The sequence below is a fragment of the Cryptosporangium sp. NPDC048952 genome, from assembly GCF_043197895.1.
GTDB lineage: Bacteria > Actinomycetota > Actinomycetes > Mycobacteriales > Cryptosporangiaceae > Cryptosporangium.
On the sequence record NZ_JBICTY010000009.1, the window covers coordinates 89,285 to 114,027 of the forward strand.

Sequence of the window (24,743 nt, forward strand, 5' to 3'; positions counted from 1 at the left end):
GACACCGTCGACCGTGGCCGAACAAATCAACCCGGCCAAGATTCACGGTTGCGGCGCCGACGTCAGGTTTTGCGGCGGCGACGGGCGTTGGCCACGGACTGGTCGAGGGCGCCGATCGCCTTCAGTAGATCGGCGCGCTCGCCATCGGTGAGCCCATTCGTCAGCGCCGTTTCGAGGGTGTCCCATAGCTCGACGAGCCGGGGGACCATAGCTCGCCCAGCGTCGGTCAGGGAGACCACCATGGCTCTCTTGTCGCGGTCCGCCGGGCGGCGGGTGACCAGGCCGGCATCTTCTATGCGGCGAATGCTGCGCGAGAGTGTGGAGTGGTCGAGGCCGATCGAGGTCTGCAGCTCGGTCTGAATCTGCTCGTCGCGGTCGAAGAGCTGCATGAGGATGAGTTCCTGGCCGGGGTACAGGCCGAGTTTCAGCAACAGCTCGCCGCCATAGCTGTGGAAGGTGCGAGAGAGCGAAAGCAGACCGAAGCTCAAGGGCGCGCGGTCGACCAAGGTCGGCTGGTTCATGAGCGGCCCGTTGCTGGCGTCGGTCACGGTCGTCCTCCCTCGGCTGCGCGAGTTCCATCGTATGTGAGCACCGACCCTTGCGTTATGTGGCTGACCAAGCAATTATGTGGCTAGACACAATTTGGCTAGCCACATATTTGCGGAGACAGCTAATGAAGGCAATCCAGACGGAAACCACCGGCAGTATCGACACGCTGCGACTCGTGGACCTGCCCGAACCACAAGTAGGCTCCGGCGAGGCGCTGATCCGGGTGGAGGCGGCCGCGGTCAACTTCATGGACCTCATGCGCGTCAGGGGCCTGCCGTTCGACGTCCCGACGCCGCTGCCATTCGTGCCCGGCGCGGAGGTTGCCGGCACCGTCGTCGCGCTCGGTCGGGATGTCGAGGGCCTGAAAGTTGGCGTCCGGGTGTTCGGGGCGTCCGGCCAGATTCTCGACGGCGGCTGGGCCGAGCTAACCACCGTCCGGGCCGCCGGGCTAACGCCGATTCCGGCGGGTATGGCAGCTGCACAGGCGGCCGGGCTGACGGTTGTCGGCGCGGCCGCCGCCATCGCCCTCATCGAGGCGGCCCGGATCGCCGCGGGCGAGATCGTGTTCGTCCCCGCTGCCGGCGGCGGTTTCGGCGGCTACGCTGTGCAGATCGCGAAGGCCCTCGGCGCCACCGTCATCGCCGGCGCCAGTACGCCGCAGAAGCGGCAAGTCGCCCTCGACCTAGGCGCCGACCACGCCGTCGACTACCGGGCGCCTGGCTGGACCGAGGAGATCGCCAAGCTCACCGGCGGGACCGGCGTCGACGTGGTGCTGGAGGGCTTGGGGCCGAAACACGTGGGCGAGTCGCTGTCAATCCTGGCAGCGTTCGGGCGGGTCATCATCTACGGAATGCTGCCCGGCTACGGGGAAGTCGTTGACGCGGACGCGCTAACTGCGCTGGTCAATGATCCGTCCGCGGGGAAATCCGTGGCCGGGTTCAATGTCACGCACTGGCTTACCCGGCGGCCCCATGCTGCCCACGGCGCGGTCGCCAGGCTGCTGGACTGGATCGCTGACGGCACGGTTACCGGGCCCCACAGCACAAGCCTGCCGCTGGCGGATGCCGCCCAGGCGCTGAGCCTGTTGGAACACGGCGAGAACGTGGGCAAAATCGTCCTCATTCCCTGACCCGCCACCCGGGACGGTCAACCGAGCTTCCCACGCTTTTTCGAGGGCGACCGCGATCACATCAGCCCGGAACTCTTTCGGGAACGGGCTGGGCATGGGACTGATCCTCGGGCAGGTATCACCGGTCGTCTGCCTGTATCGCCGACCATGCGGTGAATCCTCCGCCGGGCCGAAAGATCACCTTCCCACCGGCAGGTCCGGCAACCGTCCACGCTTCGTAACGGCCGTCCGGCTCGATGGCGAGGGAAGAACCGCCTTTCAAGGTGAGGGTCAGGAGGCCTAGCGGACTCACCTCGGCCGCTTCGATCGTGGGACCGACGAGAGCCGGCAGAGGAACGTGATGACGCCCGGTGATCCGCCTCGGGGTCGACCATCATGTCCGCGCTCGGCGTGCGCAGTTGGAAGCGGGTTTCGATGCGTACCTCCCACCTCTCGGAGAAGGCGAGAGTCGCGGAGTGGTCCCACTCGAACGTGTCAAGCGTGCTTCCGGTCAGCCTGAGGTTCACGGTCTCATTCTCAGCGACCGGGCACCACAGAAGCCGATTGGGCGGCCCGGCTCGAAAGCTGGACCGCCCGTCGCCGTGCAAGTACTACCGCGTCAGCGCGCTGCGCCCGGGGCCTCGATCGAGGTCTGCGCCGGCATCGCCCCCACACCGATGGGGCACGAAAGCCCGTTCGGGCCGTGGTTGGCAGTACCCGTACGGGTTCTTCGCGTCGGACAGGTACTGCTGGTGCTAGCACTCGCGACCATGTGCATATTCGGGGCTGCTCGGGCGAAGAACTCCCGCAGGCGATCAGCGCGCGAGTTGGTGCAGCCAGTCGCGCATCAGCGCAGTCTCGGTAGCGCGGAGGGGCAGGTCTTCGCCGCCCACCGCGCCGAGCGAAGCGTCGAGCGCGACCGCGAGCGACGCGAGGCCAGGGTCCTTACCGGGGAGTGCGTCGATGATGACCGAAGCGACGACCGACTCGCGCATTTTCACGGAGAGCTCCAAGTCGCGCTCCTCGGCGGGTGCGGCGATCAGTGCGAGTGTGATGCCAGTGCCGGCGGCAACCGAAAGGCTGGCGGCGGTAGCGGAGGGCACTCGCAGTCGGCCTGTGGCGGCGACCCGATCGAAGAAGCCCACCAGCTGGTGGTGCGCCTTGTCTGCGGCAGGCGGCCGCTGACCGGGTCGGCCCGTGCCGAACATCAGCACGTACAGCGCGGGATGCCGTAGCCCGAAGTCGACGTGCATGTCCCACCCCCGCCGCACATCGTCGACCGGGTCGTCGGTTGGCGTCAGCTCTCGCTTCTCTGCCAGGTAGAGATCAAAAGCGTGGACAGCGACGGCATTGAGGAGCCCGTCCATATCGCCGAACAGTCCGTAGAGCGAGGCTGCGCGAACGCCCGCCGCAGCGGCAACCGACCGGGTCGAGACCGCCTGAACGCCCTCCCGCTCTAGGAGCTCGGCGGCAATCGCGACGATCCGCCGACGCGTACGAGCCCTGTCGTCATTCATGGTGGCAATGCTACGCAGCACGGTGTATCACTGAGACGTAGCACTGCCACGATTGATGGCGTTGCACTGATACGCAGAGGACTGCGAAATGAATCGAGTCGGATACGGCGCCATGCAGCTCGCGGGCCCGAACGTGTGGGGCCTGCCGGCCGACCCCGAGTCGGCGCGGCAGGTGCTGCGGCTTGCCGTGGAGCTGGGCGTCACATTCCTCGACACCGCGAACGCGTACGGTCCGCGCACTGTGAATCAGCTGATCGGTGAGGCGCTGAGCCCGATCCCGGACGATGTGATCGTCGGCAACAAGGTCGGCGCCGGCCGCGGATCCGGTAGGTCGTGGATCCTCACCCACCACCCGGACACGATTCGACTGCAGGTGCACGAGGCCTTGCAGGACATGCGCGTGGAAGCGAGTGCCTTGACTTACCTCCGGCTCGAAGGCGACACGCCTGGAGCCGGCAGCGAGGTGCCACTCGAGGAGTCGCTCGGTGCGCTCGTCGACCTGCGCGACCAGGGCCTGATTCGTCGCATCGGGCTCTCCGGCGCATCACCGGAGATGCTGGCCAGGGCGCAGAAGATGACGCCGATCGCGGCCGTGCAGAACCGCTTCAACCTGCTCGATCGCAGCGGCGTTCAGGTCCTCGCCGACTGCGAGGGCCAGGACATCTGGTTCGTGCCGTATTTCCCGCTGGCCGCCGGGCGGCTCACCGCCTACGCCGCACTCACCGCCCCGGCGGAGCGCCTTGGTGCGACACCGGCCCAGGTCGCGCTCGCCTGGCTGCTGCGTCGTTCACCGGCCATGCTCGTCATTCCCGGTACGTCCAACCCCGATCACCTGCGCGCGAACGTCGCCGCGACGTCCGTTGCCGAGTTGCTGACCGACGACGAGGTTGCCCGGTTGTCCGGCCTCGTCGACGAGTCGACCGCAGCGCTGCACCAACCTCACCAGTCGACGATCGATGCGCATACGGCCGCGGCCGAGGGCCACCGCTGAATTCTCTGGGTGGTGCGCGCCCGGTGACTGAGTATGGGCGGCCCGATGTGAGCCGGACCGCCCATCATCAAACCTAAGAGCGCCAGTGCGCTGCGCCCGGGACTTCTACCACGGTCTCGGCCGGCATGGCGCCCACACCGATCGGGCACGCGAGCCCCTGTGCGTCCGCGGCGGAGCATTGATACCGCAGAACTCGGATTGGCTGGCAGGCGGCATGCACCTAGCTCCTCGCGTGATTGATGCGGAAGCGCAAGCGCAGCGCTGCAAGTGGTCGGGGTGTTCACAGACCGGCGTTCGGTGCCTGGGCACGTGATGACCGGCGCTAACACTCCACGAAGGGCCGACGAACCGGACTCGCTGAAGCGGGACGATGAGGAGCTCGCGAACGAGCGAGCGTTGCCCCGGCACCTCGCTCGGCTGGTGGGTTCACTGCGTGGCCCCGCGGATCTCGCGCAGAACCACGACAAGTATCTGGCGTATCCACAGGAACAGCAGGCCGGCGGCGCGGCCTCGGCGTGATCCTCTGCGATACCGGGCCGCTCGTCGCGGCCTTCAACGAGGCAAACGACAACCACGAGCGCTGCTCTCGGTTTCTCGTCGAGAACTGGACTCGGTTAGTTGTCCGTCCCTCGCGGTGAGAGATCTCGCCCTACGACTACAGACGAATGTCGGAGCTTTTGAGCACCTACGCGTCTCTTCGCTTACAGGCGGTGGACGCCTGCGTCGTCGCGCTCGCCGAGCGGTTGGACCTCAGGGAAGTGGCGGCGCTCGATCGCCGAGACTTCAGCGTCGTGGCACCGCGCCACCTACCGAAGGGGCAGCGGCTCAGGCTGCTTCCAGATTGAACACGGGCGGCCCGGCAGGTTGCCGGACCGCCCGTCGGCGTGCCTAGTGCGTCAGTGCGCTGCGCCCGGGACCTCGACGGTCGTTCTGGGCCGGGACGTTGCCGGGCAGCTGAGCCCGTTGGGGCCGTGGTTGCAGTAGCCGTTGGGGTTCTTGGACGGCGAGAGGTACTGCTGGTGGTTGTTGCCCGGTTCGCTTCAACCGGGGTTGCGGCGCTGTCAGCTCAGCGGATGGCGTCAGTCGTCACGGCAGAAGCGCTAGCGCGTTCACGTGTGCAGGGCGGACGACGGTGAAGTGGCGTTTGTCTAGCGTTGCGACCTCTGCGAGTCCGAAGCGCTCCGTCAACGCGATGACGGATGCGTCGGTGGTACCGAGCGGAAGGTCGCCGTACTGCACGACCAGCTCAGCCATTCGCCGGTAGTCGGTTGAGGTGAGGTCGACGATCTCGAAATCGCCTTCTGCCATCGACCTGAGGAAGATCGCCTCGGTTCGTGGTCCGGACTCCCGTGCAAGGAGGTATCCGACCTCCGCGACGACTGTCCCGGGCACGAGCAGCCGACGACCCGCCAGGTGCATGCCGGTGAAGAGCTCAGTGCAGGCGTGGTGGTCGGGATCGTCAGACAGGGCGGCAGCCACGAGCGGGCCGGTGTCGCAGATGATCACGACCGTCCGAAGCCCTCCGCAAGGATTTCGTCAGCTCGGCGGGCGACGCCCGGCCGGCGCGATGTTCCCGCACCGAAGAAGGCAGGCGGCCAGGGGCGGGCGCTGACAGGCCGCAGATGACGACGTAGTTCGTCGAGAGCAGCACCGACTTCCTCGTCGGGTAGCTCTTCGACGAGGCGGCGAAGCTCATCTCGTTCGGCGCTCATGCGAACCAGGTTAGGCGCGGAGCGCCGGGCGACGCCAGCCGCCGAAACAGCCTGTGGACAACGAACGGGCGGCCCGTATCCGAACCGCCCGCCGCTGGGGGAAGTGCTAAACCGTCAGTGTGCTGTGCCCGGGACCTCTACCGAGGTCTGAGCCGGTACGTTGCCGACGCCGATCGGGCACGACAGCCCGTTCGGGCCGTGGTTGCAGTACCCGTTGGGGTTCTTGGACGGCGACAGATACTGCTGGTGGCAGTCGTCCTGTTCGTTACTCCGGCGGGGCCTACACGCTGAGGACGGTCCGTAGGGCGGCATCGACTGCTGTCATCTCGGTGTGCGAGAGGTGGCCGACGATGCGGCCCAGACGCTCTGCTTGGACGGCGGCCGTCTGTTCGGCGAGCACGTAGGTTGTCTTGCCCTCGATTTCGATCTCTGGTCGAAAGCTGGTCGGGCGAGCGCTGGTCGAGGTGGGTGCGACCAAGAGCGTGGAGAGCGGCAGCAGATCGTTCTGCACTACTACCGCGAACCTGTTGCCGCGCTGGTCGTGGCCGCGGGCGTCTCGGGGGGCTTTCAGTTCGTGGACGTCACCACGCACGGAGCGACTCCATGTCGGCGAGCACGGACCGGGCCTCGGCCAGGTCGTCTTCGTCTGCGGCGACTGCTTCGGCCTCGGCTCGGAGTCGTTCGGCCTGGCGAGTCTGCCAGGCGGCGAGGATGGCTTCTCTGATGACCTGCGAGCGGTCCCGGTCCCCGGACGTCAGATCCGCGAGAGCGGCATTGACGTCGTCGTCTGCGCGAAACGTAATCGTGGACATGAGACGAATTGTATTACGAACTGTCTTGCGTCGCCATCGCGGCTCCACGTGCCCTCACCGACTGCGTGCCTGCGTCGATAGCGTTCAATCAACGGAGTTCGCAGACCTTAATATGCGAATTTGCGCAGGTCGAAGGTGCGTAGCGCAGCTTCGCTGAGCCGGATGAAGGTAAGTGACCGGCTATGGAGCTCGGCGTGGGTGCGGATGTCGCTGAAGGTCTTCAGTGTGACGTCGTAGAGGGCGGTGGTGTCGCCGAGGTCGATGAGAATGTCGGCGCGGGGTGCGGCTTCGGCCGCGTTCAGGGCTGCGGCGAGCAGGGGGCGTGACCACTGGTCCACGTCTCCGGAGAAGTCCAGGCGTAGTTGGTGGCGGCTGGGCTGGTAGATCCGTAGATACGGTGTGCGTCGTGCGGGTGGCTGGGGCGAGAGGCGCCTGACACGCTCGGCCGGGGATGCGGGTGGTTCGGTCATCCGGGTTGTACCCGTTCGAGAAGCCGCTGATGGTTGGCGGTGATCAGGTAGCCGACGTCGGTCAGCGTTGTCCTGGTGCCGGGGATCTGTAGGTCGAGGATGATGCAGTGTTCGAGGTCGGCGGTGAGTTGTCCGGTGGTTTTGGGGTCGTCGGCGTGGACCAGCCGCAGGGTTGCCGTGTCGCCCTCGACCTCCACCGGCCCGGCCAGACGCCAGTCGTGCTGGGGTCGTCCCCAGATCGGGGCGTGCCAGGGGCGGAGAAACGCGGCGGGGTTGTCGGGCAGGCCGAGCGGGATCGAGGGGCCGCGCTGCCAGCGGCCACGCCCGATCCGGATCTCGCTGGCCTTGGGGCCGTTGATCATGAGGTAGTCGTCGTCCTGTTCGACGAGCCACAGCCCGGCCTGGGTCCATACGATCTGGCCGGTCGACCGTCCGGTCCGGTCGTCCTGGCGCAGATAGGTGGCGGACAGTTGGGTCTCGCGCTGCCCCATCAGGTAGCCGGCGACCTCGATCGGCTCCACGTCAGCGGACGCGCTGCAGGTGCGCGAGGTCGGAGGGGGCGACGTCGTAGCGAATATTGGTGAAGGTGGTGCGGCCGTGTATGTCCAGGAAGTCGAGGATGTGGCAGCGGATACTCCCAGATATACGCGTATCGGGGCATCAGCATGACGCCCGCATTTCGCGGACCGTAGAGCCGTCCGCGGTGCTCGCTGCGGTCGATGACCTTCCGTCCGGAGCGGACCTCGGTCCCGCCCGGGCCACTCATGTGCTGGAATCCGTCGCTGTGGCGGTCGAGCCAGACTTCACCGGCATCCAAGAGGACGAAGCGGCCGGCGCGCGAGGAGCCATCGATGTCCTCGTCGGTGTACTCGGCCGTGACAACGCGAGGCTCGGCGCCAAGCATGAGCCCAGCGACCTCCATCAGGTCCATGCCTGTCTTATCGACCGGGCGGTGGACGAATGAAGCGGGCGGCCCGACTATGCCGGACCGCCCGTCGCCATGTGGCGTTCTAAAACGTCAGTGCGCTGCGCCCGGGACCTCTACCGAGGTCTGAGCCGGCACGTTCCCGATCCCGATCGGGCACGAAAGCCCGTTCGGGCCGTGGTTGCAGTAGCCGTTGGGGTTCTTGGACGGCGAGAGATACTGCTGGTGGTAGTCCTCGGCGTAGTAGTACTCGCCGAGCGGCTGGATCTGCGTGGTGATCGCGCCGAGACCGGCGTTCGTCACCACCGGCTGGAACGCCTCGAGGCTCGCCTTGGCGGTGGCGGCCTGCGCGTCGGACGTGGTGTAGATGACCGAGCGGTACTGGGTACCGCGGTCGTTGCCCTGCCGGTTGAGCGTCGTCGGGTCGTGGTTCTCCCAGAACGCCTTGAGCAGCGTCTCGTACGAGACCTTGGCGGGGTCGTACACGACCATCGCGACCTCGGCATGCCCGGTCAGACCGGAGCAGACCTCCTCGTACGTGGCATTGGGCGTGTACCCGCCCGCATAGCCGACGGACGTGGAGTAGACGCCGGGAATCCGCCAGAAGATGCGCTCAGCACCCCAGAAACAGCCCATTCCGAAGACGGCGGTCTCGTAGCCCTCCGGCCAGGGGCCGGTCAGCGGGGTGTCGAGGACGGTGTGGCGGGCGGCGACCGGCAGCGGCTGCGCCCGGCCGGGGAGTGCGTTCTCCTCGGTGATCAGCTCGGACTTGCTGCGGCCGAACAGCATGGTTTCGCCTCCTGCGATTCAGCGGGGCCGGGCGGCCCGGCCCACGTCCAGCTCAACACAGCCTGCGGTCCGGGTGTTCCACGACTCAGGTCACACCCCGCAACGGTAGATCCTCCGCCACTTCGCCGCCCAGCGCGAGATAGGCGGCGGTCAGGCGGTCGACCGCGAGGTCCTGCGCGAACGGCTCCAGCGTGTACGGAAGTCGGACGTAACGCTCGAAGGCACCGTCGAGCCCGAACCGCGGCCCCGCGGCGAGGGCCACGCCGTGCCGCTCCGCCGAGATCGCCAGCGCCGAGGAGATCGGCGCGCCGAGGTCGACCCAGTACGCCAGGCCGCCGGCTGGTGCGTTCAGCGTCCAGGACGGGAGTTGCGCAGCCAGCCGCGACCGCAGCCGCGACCTGGCGTCGCGGAGCCAGTCGCGCCGATCGGCAGTGACCTCTGCCGTCCGGGGCACCAACTCCGCCGCCATCAACTGCTCCAGGATCGGACTCGCCAGATCCATCGACGCCCTGGCCGCGCCGACCCGCCGCACCAGCGCCGGCGTGGCACGCATCCAGCCGACGCGCAGCCCGCCCCAGAACGCCTTGCTGGTCGACCCGGTCGTCACGACCGCATCGAGGCCCACGGGCGTCACCGGTGATCCGTCCAGCCAGAGCTCGGCGACTGTCTCGTCGATCACCAGCGTGGTGCCGGACCGCGACGCGAGCTCCACGACGGCGGCCCGGTCGGCGGCGGACATGTAGAACCCCGTCGGGTTCTGGAAGTCCGGCACCAGGTAGACGACGCGGGGCGCGGCGTGCCGGATCGTCGCGGCCAGCATCTCGAGGTCCCAGCCGTCCGGTCCGAACGGCACCGGCACCGGGCGGCACCCGGCCCACCGCACGGCTTCCAGCGCGTTCGGGTACGTCGGGTGCTCGACGACGATGCGGTCGCCGGGTGTCGTCAGCGCGCGCAGCGCCAGTGCGAACGCGTGGTGCGCTCCGCCGGTCACGAGGATCTGGTCCGGGGTGGTGGGCACCCCTCGGGCGGTGTAGCGATCGGCGACGGCGCCCCGGAGTTCGGCCAGCCCCAGCGGGTCGTAGCCGTGTGTCGGCAGGAAGCGGGCCAGTTGGGTGACAGCGGCTTCCGCCGCCGCGTGCAGCCACTCGGCGGGAGCGGGCGCGGCGGCGTGCGCCAGGTCGAGCAGGTCTTCGCCGAGCGTCGCGACCGGCCCGGCCGCGGACACGCCGGAGGGCGGCAGGTGGGTCCACGTTCCCGACCCGCGGCGGCTGAGCAGGAAGCCGTCCTCGCGGAGCCGCTCGTACGCGGCCGCGACAGTGGTCCGCGACACCCCGAGCGCGTCGGCCAGTTCCCGCTCCGCGGGAACCCGGGTGTGCAGCGGCACCCGACCGTCGAGAATGAGAAGGCGCAGACGACTGGCGAGCCCGGCATAGGCGGTCGGGAGCGGCCCGGTGCGCCAGTCGCCCAGCAGGCGGACGAGATGCGGGCCGTTGACCCGCCGGTCGGTCGTCACCAGTCCACTATCCCGAAATTGGCTATTGGATAGAAGGCCAATTGGAGTAACCGTATACCCGTGAACAGCCTCCTCCCGCCCGATCACCGGGTCCGCCGGCTCGTCCAGCTCTACGTCGGGCTCGCGCTCTACGGCTTTTCGATGGGTCTGATGATCCGCGCGAACCTGGGCCTGGACCCCTGGGACGCCTTCCACCAGGGCATCGCGACCCACGTCCCGTGGTCGTTCGGGGTGGTGACGATCGTCGTCGGTGCGGCGGTGCTGCTGCTCTGGATCCCGCTGCGGCAACGTCCCGGGTTGGGCACGCTCAGCAACGTCGTGGTGGTCGGTGTCGCTGTCGACGCGGCGCTCTGGGCGCTTCCGACGATGACGTGGCTGCCCGGTAGGTGGACGTTCCTGATCGCGGGCATCGTCCTCAACGGCATCGCCGGTGGCTGCTACATCGGCGCCGGGCTCGGGCCCGGGCCGCGGGACGGCCTGATGACGGGTCTCGTCGCGAAGACCGGGGGATCGGTCCGCGTGATCCGCACCGGCATCGAGTTGGGCGTGCTCGCCATCGGTTGGCTCCTCGGCGGCACGGTGGGCATCGGCACGATCCTGTACGCGATCAGCATCGGCCCGGTCGTCCACGTCACACTTCCGCTGCTCACGGTTCCCAGCGGTACGACGTCGACAACACAGGGATCAGCCGACGACGGCGGACTCGCTGCAGCGGCTTAGGCTCAGTTCATGACCCACGCCTTCGAGACGCTCGCCATTCACGCCGGTCAGGACCCCGATCCGACCACCGGTGCGGTCGTGCCGCCGCTCCACCTGTCCTCGACGTTCAAGCAGGACGGCGTGGGTGGCCTGCGCGGCGGCTTCGAGTACGCCCGCAGCGGCAACCCGACGCGTCAGGCGCTCGAGGAGTGCCTGGCCGCGCTGGAGGGCGGGCTCAAGGGGTTCGCGTTCGCCTCCGGGCTCGCCGCCGAGGATACGCTGCTGCGCAGCGTCGCCCGGCCGGGCACGCACGTGCTCATGCCCGGCGACGCGTACGGCGGTAGCTACCGGCTCATCGCCGGGGTGCTGTCGAACTGGGGCATCAGCCACACCAGCGTCGACCTTTCGGATCTGGACGCCGTGCGCGCCGCGATCCGGCCGGAGACCAAGGTCGTCTGGTGCGAGACGCCGACGAACCCGCTGCTGGGCATCGCGGACATCGCCGCACTGGCCGGTATCGCGCACGACGCGGGCGCGCTGCTCGTCGTCGACAACACGTTCGCGTCGCCGTACCTGCAGCAGCCGCTCGGCCTGGGCGCGGACGCGGTCGTGCACTCGACGACCAAGTACATGGGCGGTCACTCGGACGTCGTCGGCGGCGCTGTCGTCGTGAAGGACGCCGAGCTGGCGGAGAAGATCGGCTACCACCAGAACGCTGTCGGAGCGATCGCCGGCCCGTTCGACTCGTGGCTGACGCTGCGGGGCATCAAGACGCTCGGCGTGCGCATGGACCGGCACTCCGACAACGCGGAGCGGGTCGTCGAGGCGCTGCTCAGCAACAAAGCGGTCAAGTCGGTGCTCTACCCCGGGCTCCCGGAGCACCCCGGCCACGAAACGGCCGCCAAGCAGATGCGGCGGTTCGGTGGCATGGTCGGCATCCGCCTGCACGGTGGGCTCGAGACCGCGCTGGACGTCGTCGCGAAGACGCAGATCTTCACGCTCGCCGAGTCGCTCGGTGGCGTCGAGTCGCTGATCGAGCACCCGGGCCAGATGACCCACCAGAGTGTGGCCGGCTCGCCGCTCGAGGTGCCGGACGACCTGGTCCGTCTATCGGTCGGGATCGAGAACGTCGACGACCTGATCGGGGACCTGCTGCAGGCGCTGGCGTGATCGGCGCGACGGCTACGGAGATCGCGGCCGCGGTGCGCGAGGGGCGTACGACGGCGCGGGAAGTCGTCGCTGCGCACCTCGCGCACATCGAGCGGGTCGACCCGCTCTACGGAGCGTTCCGCCGGGTCCGAGCGAGCGAGGCGCTAGCGGAGGCCGACGCCGTCGACCAGCGTGCCGACAAAGGGCCGCTGGCCGGCGTGCCGGTCGCGATCAAGGACCACGTCGAGGTCACCGGCGAGGTTCGGGCTGACGGATCCCTCGCCACCTCACACACCCCGGCAAAAACGGACCACCCCCTCGTCCACCGCTGGCGCGAAGCCGGCGCCGTGGTCATCGGCCTCACCCGAGTCCCCGAACTCTGCATCTGGCCATTCAGCGACGACCCCAACGGCATCGCCCGCAGCCCTTGGGACCCGCGCTACAGCGCCGGCGGCTCCTCCGGCGGCGCGGGCGCGGCGGTCGCAGCCGGCATGGTGCCGCTCGCCCACGGCAGCGACGGAATGGGCTCGATTCGCATCCCGGCCGCGTGCTGCGGCGTTCTCGGCCTCAAGCCCGGGAGTGGAGTCACCCCGCACGCCGACGGCGAAGGCTGGCTGGGCCTGTCCGAGCACGGCGTTCTGGCCACGACCGTCGAGGACGTGGCGCTGGGGCTCGGCGTGATGGCGGGCCGAACGTTCACCCCGCAGCGCACGAAGCTGCGGATCGCGATCTCGTCCCGCTCCCCGGTGGTGTTCGCCCAGCCGGATGCCGAGACCCGCAACGGCCTGCACCGCGTCGGCCGCGCGTTCGCGCTGGCCGGGCACTCCACGTTTGCGCGCAATCCCAAGATTCCCGCGTCGCTGCAGACGCTCGCCGGTGCGTTCTGGACCGGCGCGGTCGCCGCCGAACTCCCCGCGAACCTCGACGAGGCGGCGCTCCAGCCGCGGACCCGCACCCACATCGCGCTCGGCCGCGCGGCACTGCGGTCCGGTCTGGTGAACGAACGTCAGCGCGACCGGTGGCGCCGAACTGCAACAGCATTCTTCGACGACGTCGACCTGCTGGTGATGCCGGTGCTGACCAGGGCACCGGCGCGTGCCGAGGCGTGGTCGGCGCAATCGTGGCGGGCGAACGCGCAGGTGTCGACGCGTCTGGCGCCGTATCCGGGCATGTGGAATCTCGCCGGCTTCCCGGCGCTCGCCGTGCCCGCCGGGGTGCGCAGCGACGGCGCACCGGCGTCGGTTCAGCTGGTCGGGCCGCCCGGGAGCGAGGGTCTCCTGCTGGGCGCCGCCGCCGAACTGTCGTGGCAGCGGCACCCCGAGGGCGCTGTTACCGGAACGGCCGAACGACCATGAAGATCACGATGATGATCAGCAGCAGAGCGACGATGCCGCTGGATGCCGCGACCCGCCCGTAAGCGGCGTCGACCTTCCTGCGGGTCTCGACGTCGATCGTCGCGGTATCCGTACCGGCGGGCTCGGTGGTTTCGACCGTCGTGTCCGAAACCGTCACCGGCGTCGCCGGCACGGGCGTCGATACGTCGAGCAGCCGGGCGGCGCCGGTGAGCCCCGGCGCCACCACGCCGATGCCCAGCAGCAGCGCGATCACGTACAAAGTCATCGAGATCGTGACCCAGGCATCGCCGAACGACCACCGTCCGTTGCCGACAGCGATCAGCACGAAGCCCAGCGCGGCGACCACCAGCGACAACAGGGTGTAGAGGGTGGTGGTGCGGGCGGCCTCGTGGACGCCTCGCGCATCGTGCCGGCGGATGGCCCGCATGCCCATCATCGGGGAAATCGCCATCGGTCCGATGAGGAACACGGCGGCGAGGACGTGCAGCGTCAACACGAACTTCGTCATGCGACTGTTCTACCCCCGTGTGCGGGACACAATGCGCTCGGCGCCAGTACTGTGAACGCCGCTCACGAAGGAGGGTCATGCTTCCTGCGCCCCCGCCGCCGGAACTGACGACTCGCAGCCGTAGCTGGGAGCGTCGTCGGAAACGGCGGAAGCGTCGGTTCGTGTTCCTCGGGGTGGTCGCCGTCGTGATGTCGGCGGTCGTCTGCACGGTCACCGCGTTGTTCGTCTACCGCACCGGTGCACAGGGTCCGGAGACGCCGAAAGCGGCAGCTGACCAGTTGCTGCGCAGCATGTCGCAGAACAGCATCAACGAGTTCGAGCAGGCGCTCTGCGAGGCGAAGCGCAGCCAGGCGGGGGCGACGCTGCGGGAGTTCAACAGCGGCCTGGTCGACGTCGGCCAAGAGCTCCAGACCATCAACTGGCGCATCACGAAGGAAACCCGACGCAGCTCGACCGAGGTCGAACTGGACGTCGGGGTCACCTTCGTCGTGGCCGACAAGCGCTCGCGGGCGACGTCGAACCTCCCCTGGCCGATGCGCCTTCAGGTCCTGGAGAACAACGGCTGGTACATCTGCAACATCGAGGTACTGACTCTCTAGCGGCGGCGGCCGGAGGCGATGGCGGTTCGGCGCTTCAAGAAGTCGCTCACCACGTATTCGCCCAGGTTGTCGGCGTCGGACGTGAAGATCCGGCCGCCGTTGCGCCGGGCCACCTCGGTCATGAAGTCGACCAGCCGCGGATCCTCACCGAGCATGAACACGTTGATCGCGACCCCGGCCCGCGTGGCCCGGTCGACCTCGGCCAACGTCAGCGCGAGCGTCTCCGGCATCGGCGGCCACATGAACACCGCCTCGCCGTCCCGCTCGAGGTGCGCGGTCGGCTCACCGTCGGTGACGACCAGCAGGATCGGCTCGGCGTCCGAGTGCCGGGTCAGGTGCCGCCGTGCCAGCATCAGCGCGTGCTGCAGGTTCGTGCCCTGCACCGGGTCGAAGTCCAGCCCGGCCAGCTCCGCCGCACGCAACGGCCGCGCGTACTGGCTGAACCCGATCAGCTCGATCGAGTCCTGCGGATAACGCGTCGTCACCAGGTGGTGCAGCGCCAGCGCCGTCGACTTCGCCGCACCCCACGTGCCGTTGAGCTCCATCGAGTACGACAGGTCGACCAGCAGCGCCACCGCAGCCCGCGACCGCCGCTCGGTCTCCACGACCTCGAAGTCGTCCACGGTAAGGCGAACGCCGTTGGTGGAAGGCCCGGTACGCAGAACGGCGTTGCGCACCGTGCGCACCACGTCCAGCGGCTGGGTGTCGCCGAACTGCCAGTTCCGGCTACTACCGGTCAGTTCCCCGGCCGCACCGGCGTCGGGAATGTCGTGGTCGCCCCGCGGACCGTCGTGCAGCTGCGCGAACACCCGCTTCAGCGCCGTCGCGCCCAGCCGTCGCAGCGCCTTCGGCGCCAGCTCCAACTGACCGTTCCGGTTCTGCAGCCATCCCTGCCGAGACAGCTCCTTCTCGATCCGCCGGAGGTTGTTGAGGTCGTCGACGGCTTCCCGTCCCAGCGCCCTCTGCACCAGCTCTTCGTCGACGTCGTCCAAGCCGGCACCGGCGTACTGCTGACCGAGTTGCCGGTCGAGCGACTCGACGTCGGACAGTTCGGCGACCGCGCTGGTGGCGTCGCCCATGCCCATGCCTTCCTGGCCCTGCATCCGGGGGTCGCCGCCCCAGCGCAGGTCGGGCCGGGCCGCGCGGAGCTGCTGGTTGAGCCGCTCCATCTCCGCGGAGAGCCCGATGTCGCCGCCGAGCATCTGATCCATCAGGTCGCCCAGCTCGGCGCGCTGCTCGGCGGTGAGGCCGTCCATCATCCGCTGGCTCGCCGCGGCACGCCGGGCCAGCTGGTCGATCAGCTCGTCGATGGTGTTCGGCCGTTCCGGGAAGAACTCGCCGTGCTTGTCGAGGAACTGGTCGAGGTCCTGCTGCCCGGCCTCGCCGCGCGCGTGCTTCGACAGCAGGTCGTTCAGGTCCGCCATCATGTCGCGGACCCGCGCCATGTCCTCGGGTGAGGCGTTCTGCAGCGCGTTCTTCATGCCGGCGAACTGGGAGTCCAGCACCTCGCGGCGCAGGAGTTCCTGGATCTCCTGGTACTTCTGCGCCGCCTCGGGGGAGCGCCACTGCCGTTCGGACAGCGCACGCACCGCGCTGGCCGTTTCGTTCGGCAGAGCGTCCAACTCGGCTTCTTCGAAGCGCGCCATGTCGTCGGGGTCGGCGAACAACGCACGCTTCTCCGCCTCGAGCGCCTGGTCGAGCAGTTCCCGGACCTGGTCCAGGGTGCCGTCCAAGCGCCCGGAGCGGCGCAGCTGTTCCCGGCGTTTGCGCAGGCGACGGCGGAGGTCGTCGAGGCCGGACAGGCCGTCGCGCCCCCGCTGCAGCAGCCGACGCAACGCGTCGGCCGGGGTGGAACCGGACAGGATGTCGTCGCCGATCCCGTCCAGGGCTTCGCGGACGTCGAACGGAGGCGCCAGCGGGTCGGCGCCACCGGACCAGCGTCCGTACTTGTAGCCGCCGCGACGGCGGGGCGGGGGCGGCGGTTCCAGTGGTTCTGCGCTCATGACGGCGCCTCCCTACGGTCGGCTCCCTAGGAGCCGTACAGGGTCTGGCCTTCGGCTACGTCCTTGGCCAGCCGACGGTTGAGGTGGAGCCCTTCCATCGCGAATTCCAGTGCGGCGGCGGCGAGACCGGGCGACTCCGCCCCGTCGGGCACACCGACGCGCTCGAGGATCTGGGCCAGCCCGGGCACGGTGCCCAGCTGGTGCAGCAGGTCGGCCGCGGCCACGTTCTCGCCGGCCATCACGGTGCTGCCGCCTTCGAACTTGGTCTGCAGACCCGACAGGTCGACGCCGGCCAGGTAGCGGCGGAACGTCCGGGCGATCGACCGACGCAGCAGGTGATCGAGGATCTCCAGCTCACGGCCGTCTTCCAGGTCGCCGGAGAGGTCGGCGAACTCGACCTTTCCGCGGCTGGCCGGAACCACCGACGGCAGGTCGCTGACCCGCGCCACCGGCGACTCACCGGTACGCGCGGCGCGGCGCACCGCGGAGGCGGCCACCGTCTCCAGCGCCGCGATCGCGAAGCGGGCCGAGACGCCGGAGCGCTGGTCGACCTGCGGCGCCTCGCGGACCTCGCGGGTGAAGCGACCGATGATCTCGCGCAGGTGGTCGGGCACGACCGGGTCGCCGAGCGGCTCGTCCGGCCAGCTGACCAGCGCTTCCTGCTCGATGACGGCCAGCTCGCCCGGAAGGTCGAGCGGGTAGTGGGTGCGGATCTCGGCCCCGAACCGGTCCTTGAGCGGGGTGATGATCCGACCGCGGTTGGTGTAGTCCTCCGGGTTGGCGCTGGCGACCACGAGCAGGTCGAGCGGCAGCCGCAGTGTGTAGCCGCGGACCTGGATGTCGCGCTCTTCGAGCACGTTGAGCAGCGCCACCTGGATGCGTTCGGCCAGGTCGGGCAGCTCGTTCACGGCGATGATTCCGCGGTTGGTGCGGGGGATGAGTCCGTAGTGGATGGTCTCGGGGTCGCCCAGCGTGCGTCCCTCGGCGACCTTGATCGGATCGACGTCACCGATCAGGTCACCGACGGAGGTGTCGGGGGTGGCGAGCTTTTCACCGAACCGGAGCGAGCGGTGCAGCCACTCGACCGGGGTGGCGTCGCCGAGTTCGGCGACGAGGTTCTGGCCGTACACGCTGATCGGCGCGAACGGGTGGTCGTTGAGTTCGGAACCGGCGATCACCGGGGTCCACTCGTCGAGCAGGGAGATCAACGACCGGATCAGGCGGGTCTTGCCCTGGCCGCGCTCACCGAGGAGCACGAGGTCGTGGCCGGCGAGCAGGGCTCGCTCCAACTCGGGGAGGACGGTGTCGTCGAATCCCAGGATTCCGGGAACGGAAGGTTCGCCGGCGCGGAGCCGGGCCAGCAGGTTGTGCCGGATCTCGGCCTTCACGCCGCGGTAGGGGGTCCCGGCGTCCCGGAGGGCGCCAAGAGTGGTGGGTTCGGGCCGGGCTGCCGCCTCGGCCGCCGAGGCATCACGCGTCACAGTCCGACGCTACGTCGGATTCCCGTGGCTGGCGAGGTGGATCAGTTCGACGCGACCGAGCGCACCAATTGCACTGTTGCTCCGCCGTTGTTGTAGATCGTGACGTGTTCGCAGATCTGACGGGCGAGCCAGAGGCCACGGCCACGCTCCTGCGCGGTGCCCGGCGGGCGGTAGCCGGCCACCAGGGGGTCGCCGATCTGCCGTGCGCTCCAGATGTCGCAGTACAGGCGGTCGGCCTCCGACCAGAACCGGCCGACGCCCCGCCCGCCGCCGTGCTCGACGGCATTGCTGGCGATCTCGTAGATCGCGATCAGGAACTCGCTCGCGTCGTCCTCGTTCATCCCGGCGTCCCGGGCCCAGCCCAGCGCGGTCTGCCGCACGGACGGGATCTCGGCGGCGCCGAACTCGACGCGCAGCGCGTCGACCGGAACCGGGAAACGCGTCGGTTGTGGGCCGGAGGAGAGGAACTCGACGGCCGGGACGTACGTCTCCGACGGTGCGACGCCGGCGAGCCCGCGTGTCGACGGGTGCGTTCGGCGGGCCGTGTCGACCACCTCGGGAGCGAGCCCGTCCGCGTCGTAGGCGCAGCACAGGTCGATCGACAGACCGTCCAGGGCCGGATTGAGCAGGGACTCGTAGCACTCCCATTCGGTGGTGTTCTGCGCGTCCCAGCGGATCTCGGTCAGTACCCGCAGGCGGTGGCCCTTCCGGGACGCCCGCTCGGTGCGGCGGGCGTAGCCGCCGATCGTCCAGGCCGGTACGTGGTGCCAGGCCCGGTCGTCCACGACCTCGACCCGGTCGGCGTGCGACCCCAGTGCCTCGACCAGGTCGGCGGCGTTCGGCGTGGCCAGCACGACCGTGTCGCCCTGGTCCAGGCCCTGCCGGAGGAACTCCACCCCGCTCGCGGTGAATTCGTCGCGCGAGGAGTAGATCAGCGCTTGATGGCCGAGCGTCGGGCCTGCGTCAGGCGAAGGGTCACCCTCGATCTGTGCCGCGGTCAAGGCCGCCCCGCAGCGCGCACTGCCTTCTCCTGCCCGTCGGCTCTCACTTGCACCGGCACTACCCGTCCAGCGAATTCGTAATCACACCGGCGCCGGTCAGGGTAACCACCGTTTCTCATCTCCCGTTGCACTGACCACCCAGGGAGGGTCAGGAATCGGCTTCCTGGCACGATTCTCCCCATGCCGAGCGTGGACGCTGTCGTCACCCCTCCCGATCTGGTGACGCTGGCCGACGTCCGGGCTGCGCAGGACGTCCTGACCGGCGCCGGAGTGGTGCGCAGGACGCCGATGGAGGAGTGCGAGCCGCTGCGCCGCGCGGTCGGCGGCCCGGCGCTGTTCAAGTGCGAGAACCTGCAGCACGCGGGGTCGTTCAAGCTGCGCGGGGCCTATCTGCGCCTGGTGCGGCTGTCGCCGGAGGAGCGGGCCCGCGGCGTGGTCGCGGCCAGTGCGGGCAACCACGCGCAGGGCGTCGCGCTGGCGGCCCGCGCGGTCGGCACGCACGCCACCGTGTTCATGCCGATCGGTGCGTCGCTTCCGAAGGTGGCGGCGACCCGGGAGTACGGCGCGACAGTCGAACTGGTCGGCGACACGATCGAGGACGCGATGGCCGCGGCGATCGCGTTCGCGGCCGAGCGCGGTGCGGTCTTCGTGCACCCGTTCGACCACCCGGACGTCGTCGCGGGCCAGGGCACGGTCGGGCTGGAGATCCTGGAGCAGTGTCCGGACGTGCGGACGGTCGTCGTCCCGACCGGAGGCGGTGGCCTGGTCGCCGGCATCGCGACGGTGCTCCGCGCGGAGCGGCCCGACGTCCGGCTGGTCGGCGTGCAGGCGGCCGGTGCGGCGGCGGTGCGGGTGTCGCTGGCCGCCGGTCGCCCGATCACGCTCGACGGGATGCGGACGATGGCCGACGGCATCGCGGTCGGCCGGCCGGGCGATCTGACGTTCGCCCACATCGCCGCGCAGGTGGACGAGGTGCGCACGGTCACCGAGGAGCAGCTCTCGCAAGCGCTGCTCTTCGGCCTGGAGCGGGCGAAGATGGTGATCGAGCCGGCCGGTGCGGCGGCGCTGGCCGCAGTCCTGGCCGAGCCGGAGACGTTCGTCCCGCCGGTCGTCGTGGTGCTTTCGGGTGGCAACATCGACCCGCTGCTGCTGCTCCGGGTGATCGAGCACGGCATGGGCGCCGCCGGGCGGTACCTGGACCTCACCGTGCGGTTCGCCGACCGGCCGGGGATGCTGGCCGGCCTGCTCCGCGTCCTGGCCAAGCAGCGGGCGAACGTCCTCGACATCGCGCACGTGCGGCACGACGCCGCGCTCGCGGTCGGAGACGTCGAGGTGTCGCTGACGGTCGAGACGGACGGCCCCGACCACTCGCACCGGACGGTGAACGCGCTGCGGTCCGCGGGCTACTCGGTCGAGTAGCCCGCGGAGCGACGTCAGCCTGCGAACGGCTCCAGTTTCGCGATCGTGACGTTGATCGTGCGGCCGTTCGGCGCCTCGTAGGACACCTTGTCACCGGGCTTGTGGTCGATGATCGCGGCACCGAGCGCCGACTCGGGGGAGTACACGGTCAGGTCGGTGGTCGACGAGATCTCGCGGGAGCCGAGCAGGAAAGTCTCGGCATCGTCCGGGTCGTCGTCGAAGTGCACCGTGATGACGGTTCCGAGCGCGACGACGGTCGCCGTGGTGGGCGCCTCGCCGACGCGCGCGCTGCGGAGCAGGTCCTCGAGCTGCCGGATCCGGCCCTCCTGCTTGCCCTGCTCCTCCTTGGCGGCGTGGTAACCGCCGTTCTCCTTGAGGTCGCCCTCTTCGCGTCGCGCGTTGATCTCCGCGGCGATCACGGGACGGTTGTTCTTGAGCTCCTCGAGCTCGGCCTTCAGCCGGTCGAACGCCTCCTGGGTCAGCCAGGTCGCGCGCGCCTCATCGGTCGTAGACACGGGTGCTCCTCGGGGGTCAATGGATAGATCGGTATTACGCACTGCGGGGGATGGAACGGAAACTAAAAGGATAGCCCGATCGGTCTCTCTCGGGCCGGGGTCGGGGAACCCAATGCAGTCGCGCGGTTACTCAGCCGTATTTGTTACCGGGCCGCTTTTTCTCGTCACGCTCGACTGCCCTTCTCGTCACCTCGGGGAGGACGCCCCCAGGCGACCGGACACCCAGGATGACATCTCGACGCCATCTCGTTCAACGATCGGCGCGACCCGAAGTGCCCAGAGCCGAATCCGCGCAGGTCAGCAGGCCCCGGCCGACGAGCTGGGGCTCGCGGGCTCGACCTCTTCCTCGGTGGGCTCCTCCGACGGCGTCTCGTCGGGGTCGGCCGGCGTCGTGGTGCTGGTGCTCGCGGACTCCTCGTCGGAGAGCGCGTTGGTGCGTGCCGTCGCACGGTCGATCGACGTCGCGCAGCGCGGGGTCGCCCGCGGCGTCGGCCGGGCGGCGGTCTCGGGCTGGCGGGTCCGGGTGGGGCGGCCGCCCGAGCGGGGAACGGCCGGCTCTTCTTCTGTCGTCGCGCCGCCGCCGTCGTCGTCCGTGTTCGCGCCGGGCGCCCCGGGAGCGACGGCGGGTACGTCGGGGCGTTCGATGGCGGGGCGAGCCGCGTCCGGGGAAGCGGGCGGAACGGCGCTCGGCGTCGTGCCGGGGCGGGGGATGAGCTGCCCGTCGGGACCGGGCGTGGGATCCGGTTCGGTGACCGTCGCGCCGTCGGGGCCCGAACTTCCGGTCGGCGAGACCGCCGCCAGCGGTGGTGTGCCGCGGTCGGCCTGGTCGCTGGGTTGCGCGTGGAGCATGGCGAGCGTGACGCCGAGGACGCCGACCGCGACCGTCATGCCGACGGTGGACAGCCCGAGCCGGGTGGGTGCCGGGGCCGGCGGCGGACGGTGGCGCCCGGTGTAGTTGCGTCGCGCGATCGCCGAGCGTCCGGAGCCGTAGGGCTGCGGCAGCAGTGCCAGCGGGTGGTCGCGGTGGTCGACGGTCTCGACCTCGGTCGAGGGCACCGCAGGTAGATCGACGGTCGTCGCGGCGTCGTCGTCGCGGACCACGGGAACCACAGGCAGTGAGTCGGTGGTGGCGTCCTCACCGGACCAGGAGCGACGGGGCGGTAGGCCCGGAGGGGCCGGCAGCGGTAAGCGTCCGGACCACTCCGGAGCGACCGACGGGAACTCCTCGGTGGCAGCCTCCGGATCGGCCGGTCGGCCGATCGGATCCTGCTCGGCCGCGCGTGCCCGAGCCCAGTACAGCGGATCGGTCTGCGCTACCGAGTGCCGCGAACGGCGCCGCGACTCACTGCCTCCCATGGCTCCCAGAGAACCTCGGGATCGCGTCCGCGGCGAGGGTGCTGTCCGGATGCGATCCCGCCGTGGGACGCGCGTCTCCGACGTTCGGAGGATCGGTTGGGCACAGCTGCCCCCTCCCCGTGGACACGGGCAGGGGTGGCGGCCGGTTCACGCGGCGGGCGTGCAACCTCCCGATTCACCGCTGACGGCTCGTTTCGATGTGGTCAGAGTAACGGTTCGAGTGATCACGGAGTCACCCTCCGGCACGGTGATCTCGGTGCGGCCCACTTCGGAGCCGTCCTCCGCCCGCGAGCGCACCGCGCACCTCACCGGCGTCTCCCGGGTGCCGGACACCTCGAACTCGATCCGCACCTCGCGGTCGGACACCACCGCGTACCGGAGCACCCGGCCCTCGACGTGGTCGTCGCCGTAGGTGGTGTACAGCTTTCCGGTGATCGCCAGACCGACCACCACGACCACTCCGACCAGCGCCGGGACCAGCCACCGGGGATAGGCGCGCACGGCGCGCCGGCGACCGTACCGGCCGGGAGGAAATACGGGTGCCGTCACGAGCGCTCCGCTATCGGGGCCGGTGAGCCGCTGTCACAGCGGCGCCGCCGGTCGTGGACAATTCAGCTGTCTAGCTACGCAGCAACGTATCCCGACGTGCTCGTGGCGCCGAGGTGAGGGAGACGCGTGACCGAGCAACTCCGCTTGATGGCGGTACACGCCCATCCGGACGACGAGTCGAGCAAGGGCGCCGCCACGATGGCGCGCTACGTGCACGACGGCGTCTCGGTACTCGTCGCGACGTGCACCGGCGGCGAGCGCGGTTCGGTGCTCAACCCGCAGATGGACCGCCCGGAGGTCTGGGCCAACCTCAGCGACCTGCGTCGCGAGGAGATGGCGAACGCGCGCGCGATCCTCGGCGTCGACCAGGCGTGGTTGGGATTCGTCGACTCCGGCCTCCCGGAGGGCGACCCGCTGCCGCCGCTGCCCGAGGGATGCTTCGCGACGCAGCCGCTGGAGGTGGCCGCCGCGCCGCTGGTGCGGCTCGTGCGCGAGTTCCGTCCGCACGTGATCCTCACGTACGACGAGAACGGCGGTTACCCGCACCCCGACCACATCATGTGCCACCGGGTCTCGGTCGAGGCCTACGAGGCAGCCGGTGATCCCGACCGGTACGTCGAGCAGGGCGAGCCCTGGCAGCCGTTGAAGCTCTACTACCACATGAGCTTCTCCAAGGCCCGGGTCGTGAAGCTCGACGCGGCGATGAAGGCGGCGAACCTGGAGTCGCCGTACGAGGAGTGGCTGCAGAACTGGTCGGACGACCGGCCCGACCCGGGGGACCGCATCACCACGCGGATCGACTGTGGCGAATACTTCGGTGTTCGGGACGACGCACTGCGGGCGCACGCCACCCAGGTCGACCCGAACGGGCGCTGGTTCGGCGTGCCGCTGGAGATCCAGCAGCGCGTCTGGCCCACCGAGGACTACGAATTGGCCCGGTCCGCGGTGGCGAGCGAGCTGCCGGAGGATGATCTGTTCGCAGGCGTACGCGAGGCGGTGAAGGCACGATGACGCTGGACACGGTTATCGAGGCGGCGAACAACTTCGGCGACACGCGGGAGGGCGCCGGTGCGGGCCCGTTGGCCCTCGCGGTCGTCGCGCTGCTCGCGATCGCGACGATCCTCCTGTGGCGCAACATGACCGCGCGCATCAAGCGCCTGCCGTCGTCGTTCGCCACGCAGGACGCCACCGACAAGCCGGCCGCCGCCGAACCCGCCGCGGCACCCAAGGCGCCCGCGGCGCCCGCTGCTCCCGAGCGCACCGACACCGAGAGCTAGTCACTCTCCGTACCGTCACGTCGACGTAGCGGCGCGCCATTCCTCCGGCGCGCCGGATGGACCCCGCCTTCCCTTCGCCAGCCACGGAGAGTAATCTCCGATCAGAACGGCGCGGATGCATTTCCTATCCGCGTCGTTATCTCGTGTTGTCGTTCCGGAAACCCGGACCGGTGACACTTCGCATAGGGATAAGTACGGGCAGTATAACTTCCGGTAGCGTTTTATACCATTTCCGACCAGCGGGCGAACGCACATTCTTTGGTGACCATTGAGTGACTTCACCCATTGCGATAACGCCACTACCGTCGGCCGTATCGCAAAGCAAGATCGAATCTCGAACTGAGCCCGAAAACTGCGGGCTGATTGCTACCGGATCTTTCTGGTCACGTTGTCTCGCGTTCGGATGCCGATAGGCGAAGAACTGTTTCCGTGACCGAGCGTGTACG

General features: G+C 69.3%; 29 protein-coding genes and 2 pseudogenes. 11 read left to right on the forward strand and 20 right to left on the reverse strand.

Going from position 1 to position 24,743, the window contains the following annotated elements; all coding sequences use genetic code 11:
* Positions 1–62: 62 nt before the first annotated feature.
* On the reverse strand, positions 63–548 hold the full coding sequence (locus ACGFY5_RS39960) for a MarR family winged helix-turn-helix transcriptional regulator (protein ID WP_392729270.1): 486 nt from the start codon (positions 546–548) through the stop codon (positions 63–65).
* A 125-nt stretch (positions 549–673) separates the two neighbouring features.
* Here ACGFY5_RS39960 and ACGFY5_RS39965 point away from each other — a divergent pair, with 125 nt between their 5' ends.
* Complete coding sequence (locus ACGFY5_RS39965; RefSeq protein ID WP_392729273.1) at positions 674–1,678, forward strand: zinc-binding alcohol dehydrogenase family protein; 1,005 nt, start codon at positions 674–676, stop codon at positions 1,676–1,678.
* Between the two features lie 118 nt (positions 1,679–1,796).
* Here the strand turns inward: ACGFY5_RS39965 and ACGFY5_RS39970 are convergent, their stop codons facing one another.
* The 4 genes and pseudogenes from ACGFY5_RS39970 to ACGFY5_RS39985 all read right to left on the reverse strand — a co-directional run bounded on the left by ACGFY5_RS39970 (position 1,797) and on the right by ACGFY5_RS39985 (position 3,174).
* The gene (locus ACGFY5_RS39970; RefSeq protein ID WP_392730028.1) at positions 1,797–2,033 is read right to left on the reverse strand and encodes a DUF6188 family protein; all 237 of its coding nucleotides are present in this window, start codon (positions 2,031–2,033) and stop codon (positions 1,797–1,799) included.
* A gap of 4 nt (positions 2,034–2,037) precedes the next feature.
* Positions 2,038–2,184: pseudogene (locus ACGFY5_RS39975) on the reverse strand (DUF6188 family protein); the annotation flags it as partial.
* A gap of 92 nt (positions 2,185–2,276) precedes the next feature.
* Positions 2,277–2,412, reverse strand: a pseudogene (locus ACGFY5_RS39980) (peptide-methionine (S)-S-oxide reductase MsrA); the annotation flags it as partial.
* A gap of 60 nt (positions 2,413–2,472) precedes the next feature.
* Positions 2,473–3,174 carry a TetR/AcrR family transcriptional regulator gene (locus tag ACGFY5_RS39985; RefSeq protein WP_392729275.1) on the reverse strand — a complete coding sequence of 234 codons (702 nt, stop codon included), beginning with the start codon at positions 3,172–3,174 and terminating at the stop codon, positions 2,473–2,475.
* A gap of 88 nt (positions 3,175–3,262) precedes the next feature.
* Between ACGFY5_RS39985 and ACGFY5_RS39990 the strand changes: the two genes are divergently transcribed.
* The gene (locus ACGFY5_RS39990) at positions 3,263–4,165 is read left to right on the forward strand and encodes an aldo/keto reductase (RefSeq protein ID WP_392729277.1); all 903 of its coding nucleotides are present in this window, start codon (positions 3,263–3,265) and stop codon (positions 4,163–4,165) included.
* A gap of 312 nt (positions 4,166–4,477) precedes the next feature.
* Positions 4,478–4,684, forward strand: coding sequence for a hypothetical protein (locus tag ACGFY5_RS39995; protein WP_392729279.1), 207 nt, complete (start codon positions 4,478–4,480; stop codon positions 4,682–4,684).
* Positions 4,685–5,251: 567 nt separating this feature from the next.
* Here the strand turns inward: ACGFY5_RS39995 and ACGFY5_RS40000 are convergent.
* The 6 genes from ACGFY5_RS40000 to ACGFY5_RS40025 all read right to left on the reverse strand — a co-directional run bounded on the left by ACGFY5_RS40000 (position 5,252) and on the right by ACGFY5_RS40025 (position 7,680).
* Positions 5,252–5,671 carry a type II toxin-antitoxin system VapC family toxin gene (locus ACGFY5_RS40000; protein ID WP_392729282.1) on the reverse strand — a complete coding sequence of 140 codons (420 nt, stop codon included), beginning with the start codon at positions 5,669–5,671 and terminating at the stop codon, positions 5,252–5,254.
* Positions 5,668–5,877: a hypothetical protein gene (locus tag ACGFY5_RS40005; protein WP_392729284.1), complete on the reverse strand. Its 210-nt coding sequence runs from the start codon at positions 5,875–5,877 to the stop codon at positions 5,668–5,670. Before ACGFY5_RS40005 ends, ACGFY5_RS40000 begins: the two co-directional genes overlap by 4 nt.
* A 280-nt stretch (positions 5,878–6,157) precedes the next feature.
* Complete coding sequence (locus ACGFY5_RS40010) at positions 6,158–6,469, reverse strand: type II toxin-antitoxin system PemK/MazF family toxin (RefSeq protein ID WP_392729286.1); 312 nt, start codon at positions 6,467–6,469, stop codon at positions 6,158–6,160.
* The gene (locus ACGFY5_RS40015) at positions 6,459–6,689 is read right to left on the reverse strand and encodes a hypothetical protein (RefSeq protein ID WP_392729288.1); all 231 of its coding nucleotides are present in this window, start codon (positions 6,687–6,689) and stop codon (positions 6,459–6,461) included. The genes ACGFY5_RS40010 and ACGFY5_RS40015 overlap by 11 nt, the downstream gene beginning before the upstream one ends.
* 107 nt (positions 6,690–6,796) lie before the next feature.
* Positions 6,797–7,159, reverse strand: a complete 363-nt coding sequence (locus tag ACGFY5_RS40020; protein ID WP_392729289.1) for a hypothetical protein — start codon at positions 7,157–7,159, stop codon at positions 6,797–6,799.
* Positions 7,156–7,680, reverse strand: a complete 525-nt coding sequence (locus ACGFY5_RS40025; protein WP_392729291.1) for a hypothetical protein — start codon at positions 7,678–7,680, stop codon at positions 7,156–7,158. Before ACGFY5_RS40025 ends, ACGFY5_RS40020 begins: the two co-directional genes overlap by 4 nt.
* Positions 7,681–7,862: 182 nt before the next feature.
* On the opposite strand from ACGFY5_RS40025, the gene ACGFY5_RS40030 reads away from it, so the two are divergent.
* Positions 7,863–8,123 carry a hypothetical protein gene (locus ACGFY5_RS40030; RefSeq protein ID WP_392729293.1) on the forward strand — a complete coding sequence of 87 codons (261 nt, stop codon included), beginning with the start codon at positions 7,863–7,865 and terminating at the stop codon, positions 8,121–8,123.
* 54 nt (positions 8,124–8,177) lie between these two features.
* Here the strand turns inward: ACGFY5_RS40030 and msrA are convergent, their stop codons facing one another.
* Both msrA and ACGFY5_RS40040 read right to left on the reverse strand, forming a co-directional pair.
* Positions 8,178–8,873, reverse strand: a complete 696-nt coding sequence (gene msrA, locus ACGFY5_RS40035; RefSeq protein WP_392729295.1) for a peptide-methionine (S)-S-oxide reductase MsrA — start codon at positions 8,871–8,873, stop codon at positions 8,178–8,180.
* An 85-nt stretch (positions 8,874–8,958) separates the two neighbouring features.
* Complete coding sequence (locus ACGFY5_RS40040) at positions 8,959–10,386, reverse strand: PLP-dependent aminotransferase family protein (RefSeq protein ID WP_392729298.1); 1,428 nt, start codon at positions 10,384–10,386, stop codon at positions 8,959–8,961.
* Positions 10,387–10,527: 141 nt separating this feature from the next.
* On the opposite strand from ACGFY5_RS40040, the gene ACGFY5_RS40045 reads away from it, so the two are divergent.
* Genes ACGFY5_RS40045 through ACGFY5_RS40055 form a run of 3 tightly spaced genes read left to right on the forward strand, consistent with a single transcriptional unit; the run spans position 10,528 to position 13,589 of the window.
* Positions 10,528–11,106, forward strand: coding sequence for a YitT family protein (locus tag ACGFY5_RS40045; protein ID WP_392730030.1), 579 nt, complete (start codon positions 10,528–10,530; stop codon positions 11,104–11,106).
* Positions 11,107–11,115: 9 nt separating this feature from the next.
* On the forward strand, positions 11,116–12,255 hold the full coding sequence (locus ACGFY5_RS40050) for a cystathionine gamma-synthase (RefSeq protein ID WP_392729300.1): 1,140 nt from the start codon (positions 11,116–11,118) through the stop codon (positions 12,253–12,255).
* Entirely contained in the window at positions 12,252–13,589 is a 1,338-nt protein-coding gene (locus tag ACGFY5_RS40055; protein ID WP_392729302.1) for an amidase, read from the forward strand. Before ACGFY5_RS40050 ends, ACGFY5_RS40055 begins: the two co-directional genes overlap by 4 nt.
* Here the strand turns inward: ACGFY5_RS40055 and ACGFY5_RS40060 are convergent.
* Entirely contained in the window at positions 13,564–14,097 is a 534-nt protein-coding gene (locus ACGFY5_RS40060; RefSeq protein ID WP_392729303.1) for a DUF2269 family protein, read from the reverse strand. The two genes, ACGFY5_RS40055 and ACGFY5_RS40060, sit on opposite strands and share 26 nt — an antisense overlap.
* Before the next feature lie 77 nt (positions 14,098–14,174).
* On the opposite strand from ACGFY5_RS40060, the gene ACGFY5_RS40065 reads away from it, so the two are divergent.
* The gene (locus ACGFY5_RS40065) at positions 14,175–14,696 is read left to right on the forward strand and encodes a hypothetical protein (protein ID WP_392729305.1); all 522 of its coding nucleotides are present in this window, start codon (positions 14,175–14,177) and stop codon (positions 14,694–14,696) included.
* Here ACGFY5_RS40065 and ACGFY5_RS40070 read toward each other — a convergent pair.
* From ACGFY5_RS40070 to ACGFY5_RS40080, 3 genes are read right to left on the reverse strand one after another with little or no spacing between them, the layout of a single operon-like run.
* Entirely contained in the window at positions 14,693–16,699 is a 2,007-nt protein-coding gene (locus ACGFY5_RS40070; protein ID WP_392729307.1) for a VWA domain-containing protein, read from the reverse strand. The genes ACGFY5_RS40065 and ACGFY5_RS40070 overlap by 4 nt on opposite strands.
* A gap of 26 nt (positions 16,700–16,725) precedes the next feature.
* The gene (locus ACGFY5_RS40075; protein ID WP_392729310.1) at positions 16,726–18,180 is read right to left on the reverse strand and encodes a sigma 54-interacting transcriptional regulator; all 1,455 of its coding nucleotides are present in this window, start codon (positions 18,178–18,180) and stop codon (positions 16,726–16,728) included.
* A 41-nt stretch (positions 18,181–18,221) separates the two neighbouring features.
* The gene (locus ACGFY5_RS40080) at positions 18,222–19,181 is read right to left on the reverse strand and encodes an anti-sigma factor RsbA family regulatory protein (RefSeq protein ID WP_392729312.1); all 960 of its coding nucleotides are present in this window, start codon (positions 19,179–19,181) and stop codon (positions 18,222–18,224) included.
* Between the two features lie 180 nt (positions 19,182–19,361).
* Here ACGFY5_RS40080 and ilvA point away from each other — a divergent pair, with 180 nt between their 5' ends.
* Positions 19,362–20,600 carry a threonine ammonia-lyase gene (gene ilvA, locus ACGFY5_RS40085; protein ID WP_392729315.1) on the forward strand — a complete coding sequence of 413 codons (1,239 nt, stop codon included), beginning with the start codon at positions 19,362–19,364 and terminating at the stop codon, positions 20,598–20,600.
* A 14-nt stretch (positions 20,601–20,614) separates the two neighbouring features.
* On the opposite strand, the gene greA is transcribed toward ilvA, so the two are convergent.
* The 3 genes from greA to ACGFY5_RS40100 all read right to left on the reverse strand — a co-directional run bounded on the left by greA (position 20,615) and on the right by ACGFY5_RS40100 (position 23,020).
* On the reverse strand, positions 20,615–21,115 hold the full coding sequence (greA, locus tag ACGFY5_RS40090; RefSeq protein ID WP_392729317.1) for a transcription elongation factor GreA: 501 nt from the start codon (positions 21,113–21,115) through the stop codon (positions 20,615–20,617).
* A gap of 297 nt (positions 21,116–21,412) precedes the next feature.
* Positions 21,413–22,471 (reverse strand): hypothetical protein, encoded by a 1,059-nt coding sequence (locus ACGFY5_RS40095; protein ID WP_392729319.1) that lies wholly within the window; start codon positions 22,469–22,471, stop codon positions 21,413–21,415.
* A 147-nt stretch (positions 22,472–22,618) separates the two neighbouring features.
* Positions 22,619–23,020, reverse strand: a complete 402-nt coding sequence (locus ACGFY5_RS40100; protein WP_392729321.1) for a DUF4307 domain-containing protein — start codon at positions 23,018–23,020, stop codon at positions 22,619–22,621.
* Positions 23,021–23,146: 126 nt separating this feature from the next.
* Between ACGFY5_RS40100 and mca the strand changes: the two genes are divergently transcribed.
* Complete coding sequence (gene mca, locus ACGFY5_RS40105) at positions 23,147–24,031, forward strand: mycothiol conjugate amidase Mca (RefSeq protein WP_392729323.1); 885 nt, start codon at positions 23,147–23,149, stop codon at positions 24,029–24,031.
* On the forward strand, positions 24,028–24,297 hold the full coding sequence (locus tag ACGFY5_RS40110) for a hypothetical protein (RefSeq protein WP_392729325.1): 270 nt from the start codon (positions 24,028–24,030) through the stop codon (positions 24,295–24,297). Before mca ends, ACGFY5_RS40110 begins: the two co-directional genes overlap by 4 nt.
* The last annotated feature ends 446 nt before the right edge of the window (positions 24,298–24,743 follow it).

Coding starts and splice junctions, on each gene's coding strand:
- ACGFY5_RS39965 (WP_392729273.1), top strand. CDS start 674: ATGAAGGCAATCCAGACGGAAACCACCGGCAGTATCGACACGCTGCGA.
- ACGFY5_RS39985 (WP_392729275.1), bottom strand. CDS start 3,174: ATGAATGACGACAGGGCTCGTACGCGTCGGCGGATCGTCGCGATTGCC.
- ACGFY5_RS39990 (WP_392729277.1), top strand. CDS start 3,263: ATGAATCGAGTCGGATACGGCGCCATGCAGCTCGCGGGCCCGAACGTG.
- ACGFY5_RS39995 (WP_392729279.1), top strand. CDS start 4,478: ATGACCGGCGCTAACACTCCACGAAGGGCCGACGAACCGGACTCGCTG.
- ACGFY5_RS40005 (WP_392729284.1), bottom strand. CDS start 5,877: ATGAGCGCCGAACGAGATGAGCTTCGCCGCCTCGTCGAAGAGCTACCC.
- ACGFY5_RS40015 (WP_392729288.1), bottom strand. CDS start 6,689: ATGTCCACGATTACGTTTCGCGCAGACGACGACGTCAATGCCGCTCTC.
- ACGFY5_RS40020 (WP_392729289.1), bottom strand. CDS start 7,159: ATGACCGAACCACCCGCATCCCCGGCCGAGCGTGTCAGGCGCCTCTCG.
- msrA (WP_392729295.1), bottom strand. CDS start 8,873: ATGCTGTTCGGCCGCAGCAAGTCCGAGCTGATCACCGAGGAGAACGCA.
- ACGFY5_RS40045 (WP_392730030.1), top strand. CDS start 10,528: ATGGGTCTGATGATCCGCGCGAACCTGGGCCTGGACCCCTGGGACGCC.
- ACGFY5_RS40050 (WP_392729300.1), top strand. CDS start 11,116: ATGACCCACGCCTTCGAGACGCTCGCCATTCACGCCGGTCAGGACCCC.
- ACGFY5_RS40060 (WP_392729303.1), bottom strand. CDS start 14,097: ATGACGAAGTTCGTGTTGACGCTGCACGTCCTCGCCGCCGTGTTCCTC.
- ACGFY5_RS40065 (WP_392729305.1), top strand. CDS start 14,175: ATGCTTCCTGCGCCCCCGCCGCCGGAACTGACGACTCGCAGCCGTAGC.
- ACGFY5_RS40070 (WP_392729307.1), bottom strand. CDS start 16,699: ATGAGCGCAGAACCACTGGAACCGCCGCCCCCGCCCCGCCGTCGCGGC.
- ilvA (WP_392729315.1), top strand. CDS start 19,362: ATGCCGAGCGTGGACGCTGTCGTCACCCCTCCCGATCTGGTGACGCTG.
- ACGFY5_RS40095 (WP_392729319.1), bottom strand. CDS start 22,471: ATGGGAGGCAGTGAGTCGCGGCGCCGTTCGCGGCACTCGGTAGCGCAG.
- ACGFY5_RS40110 (WP_392729325.1), top strand. CDS start 24,028: ATGACGCTGGACACGGTTATCGAGGCGGCGAACAACTTCGGCGACACG.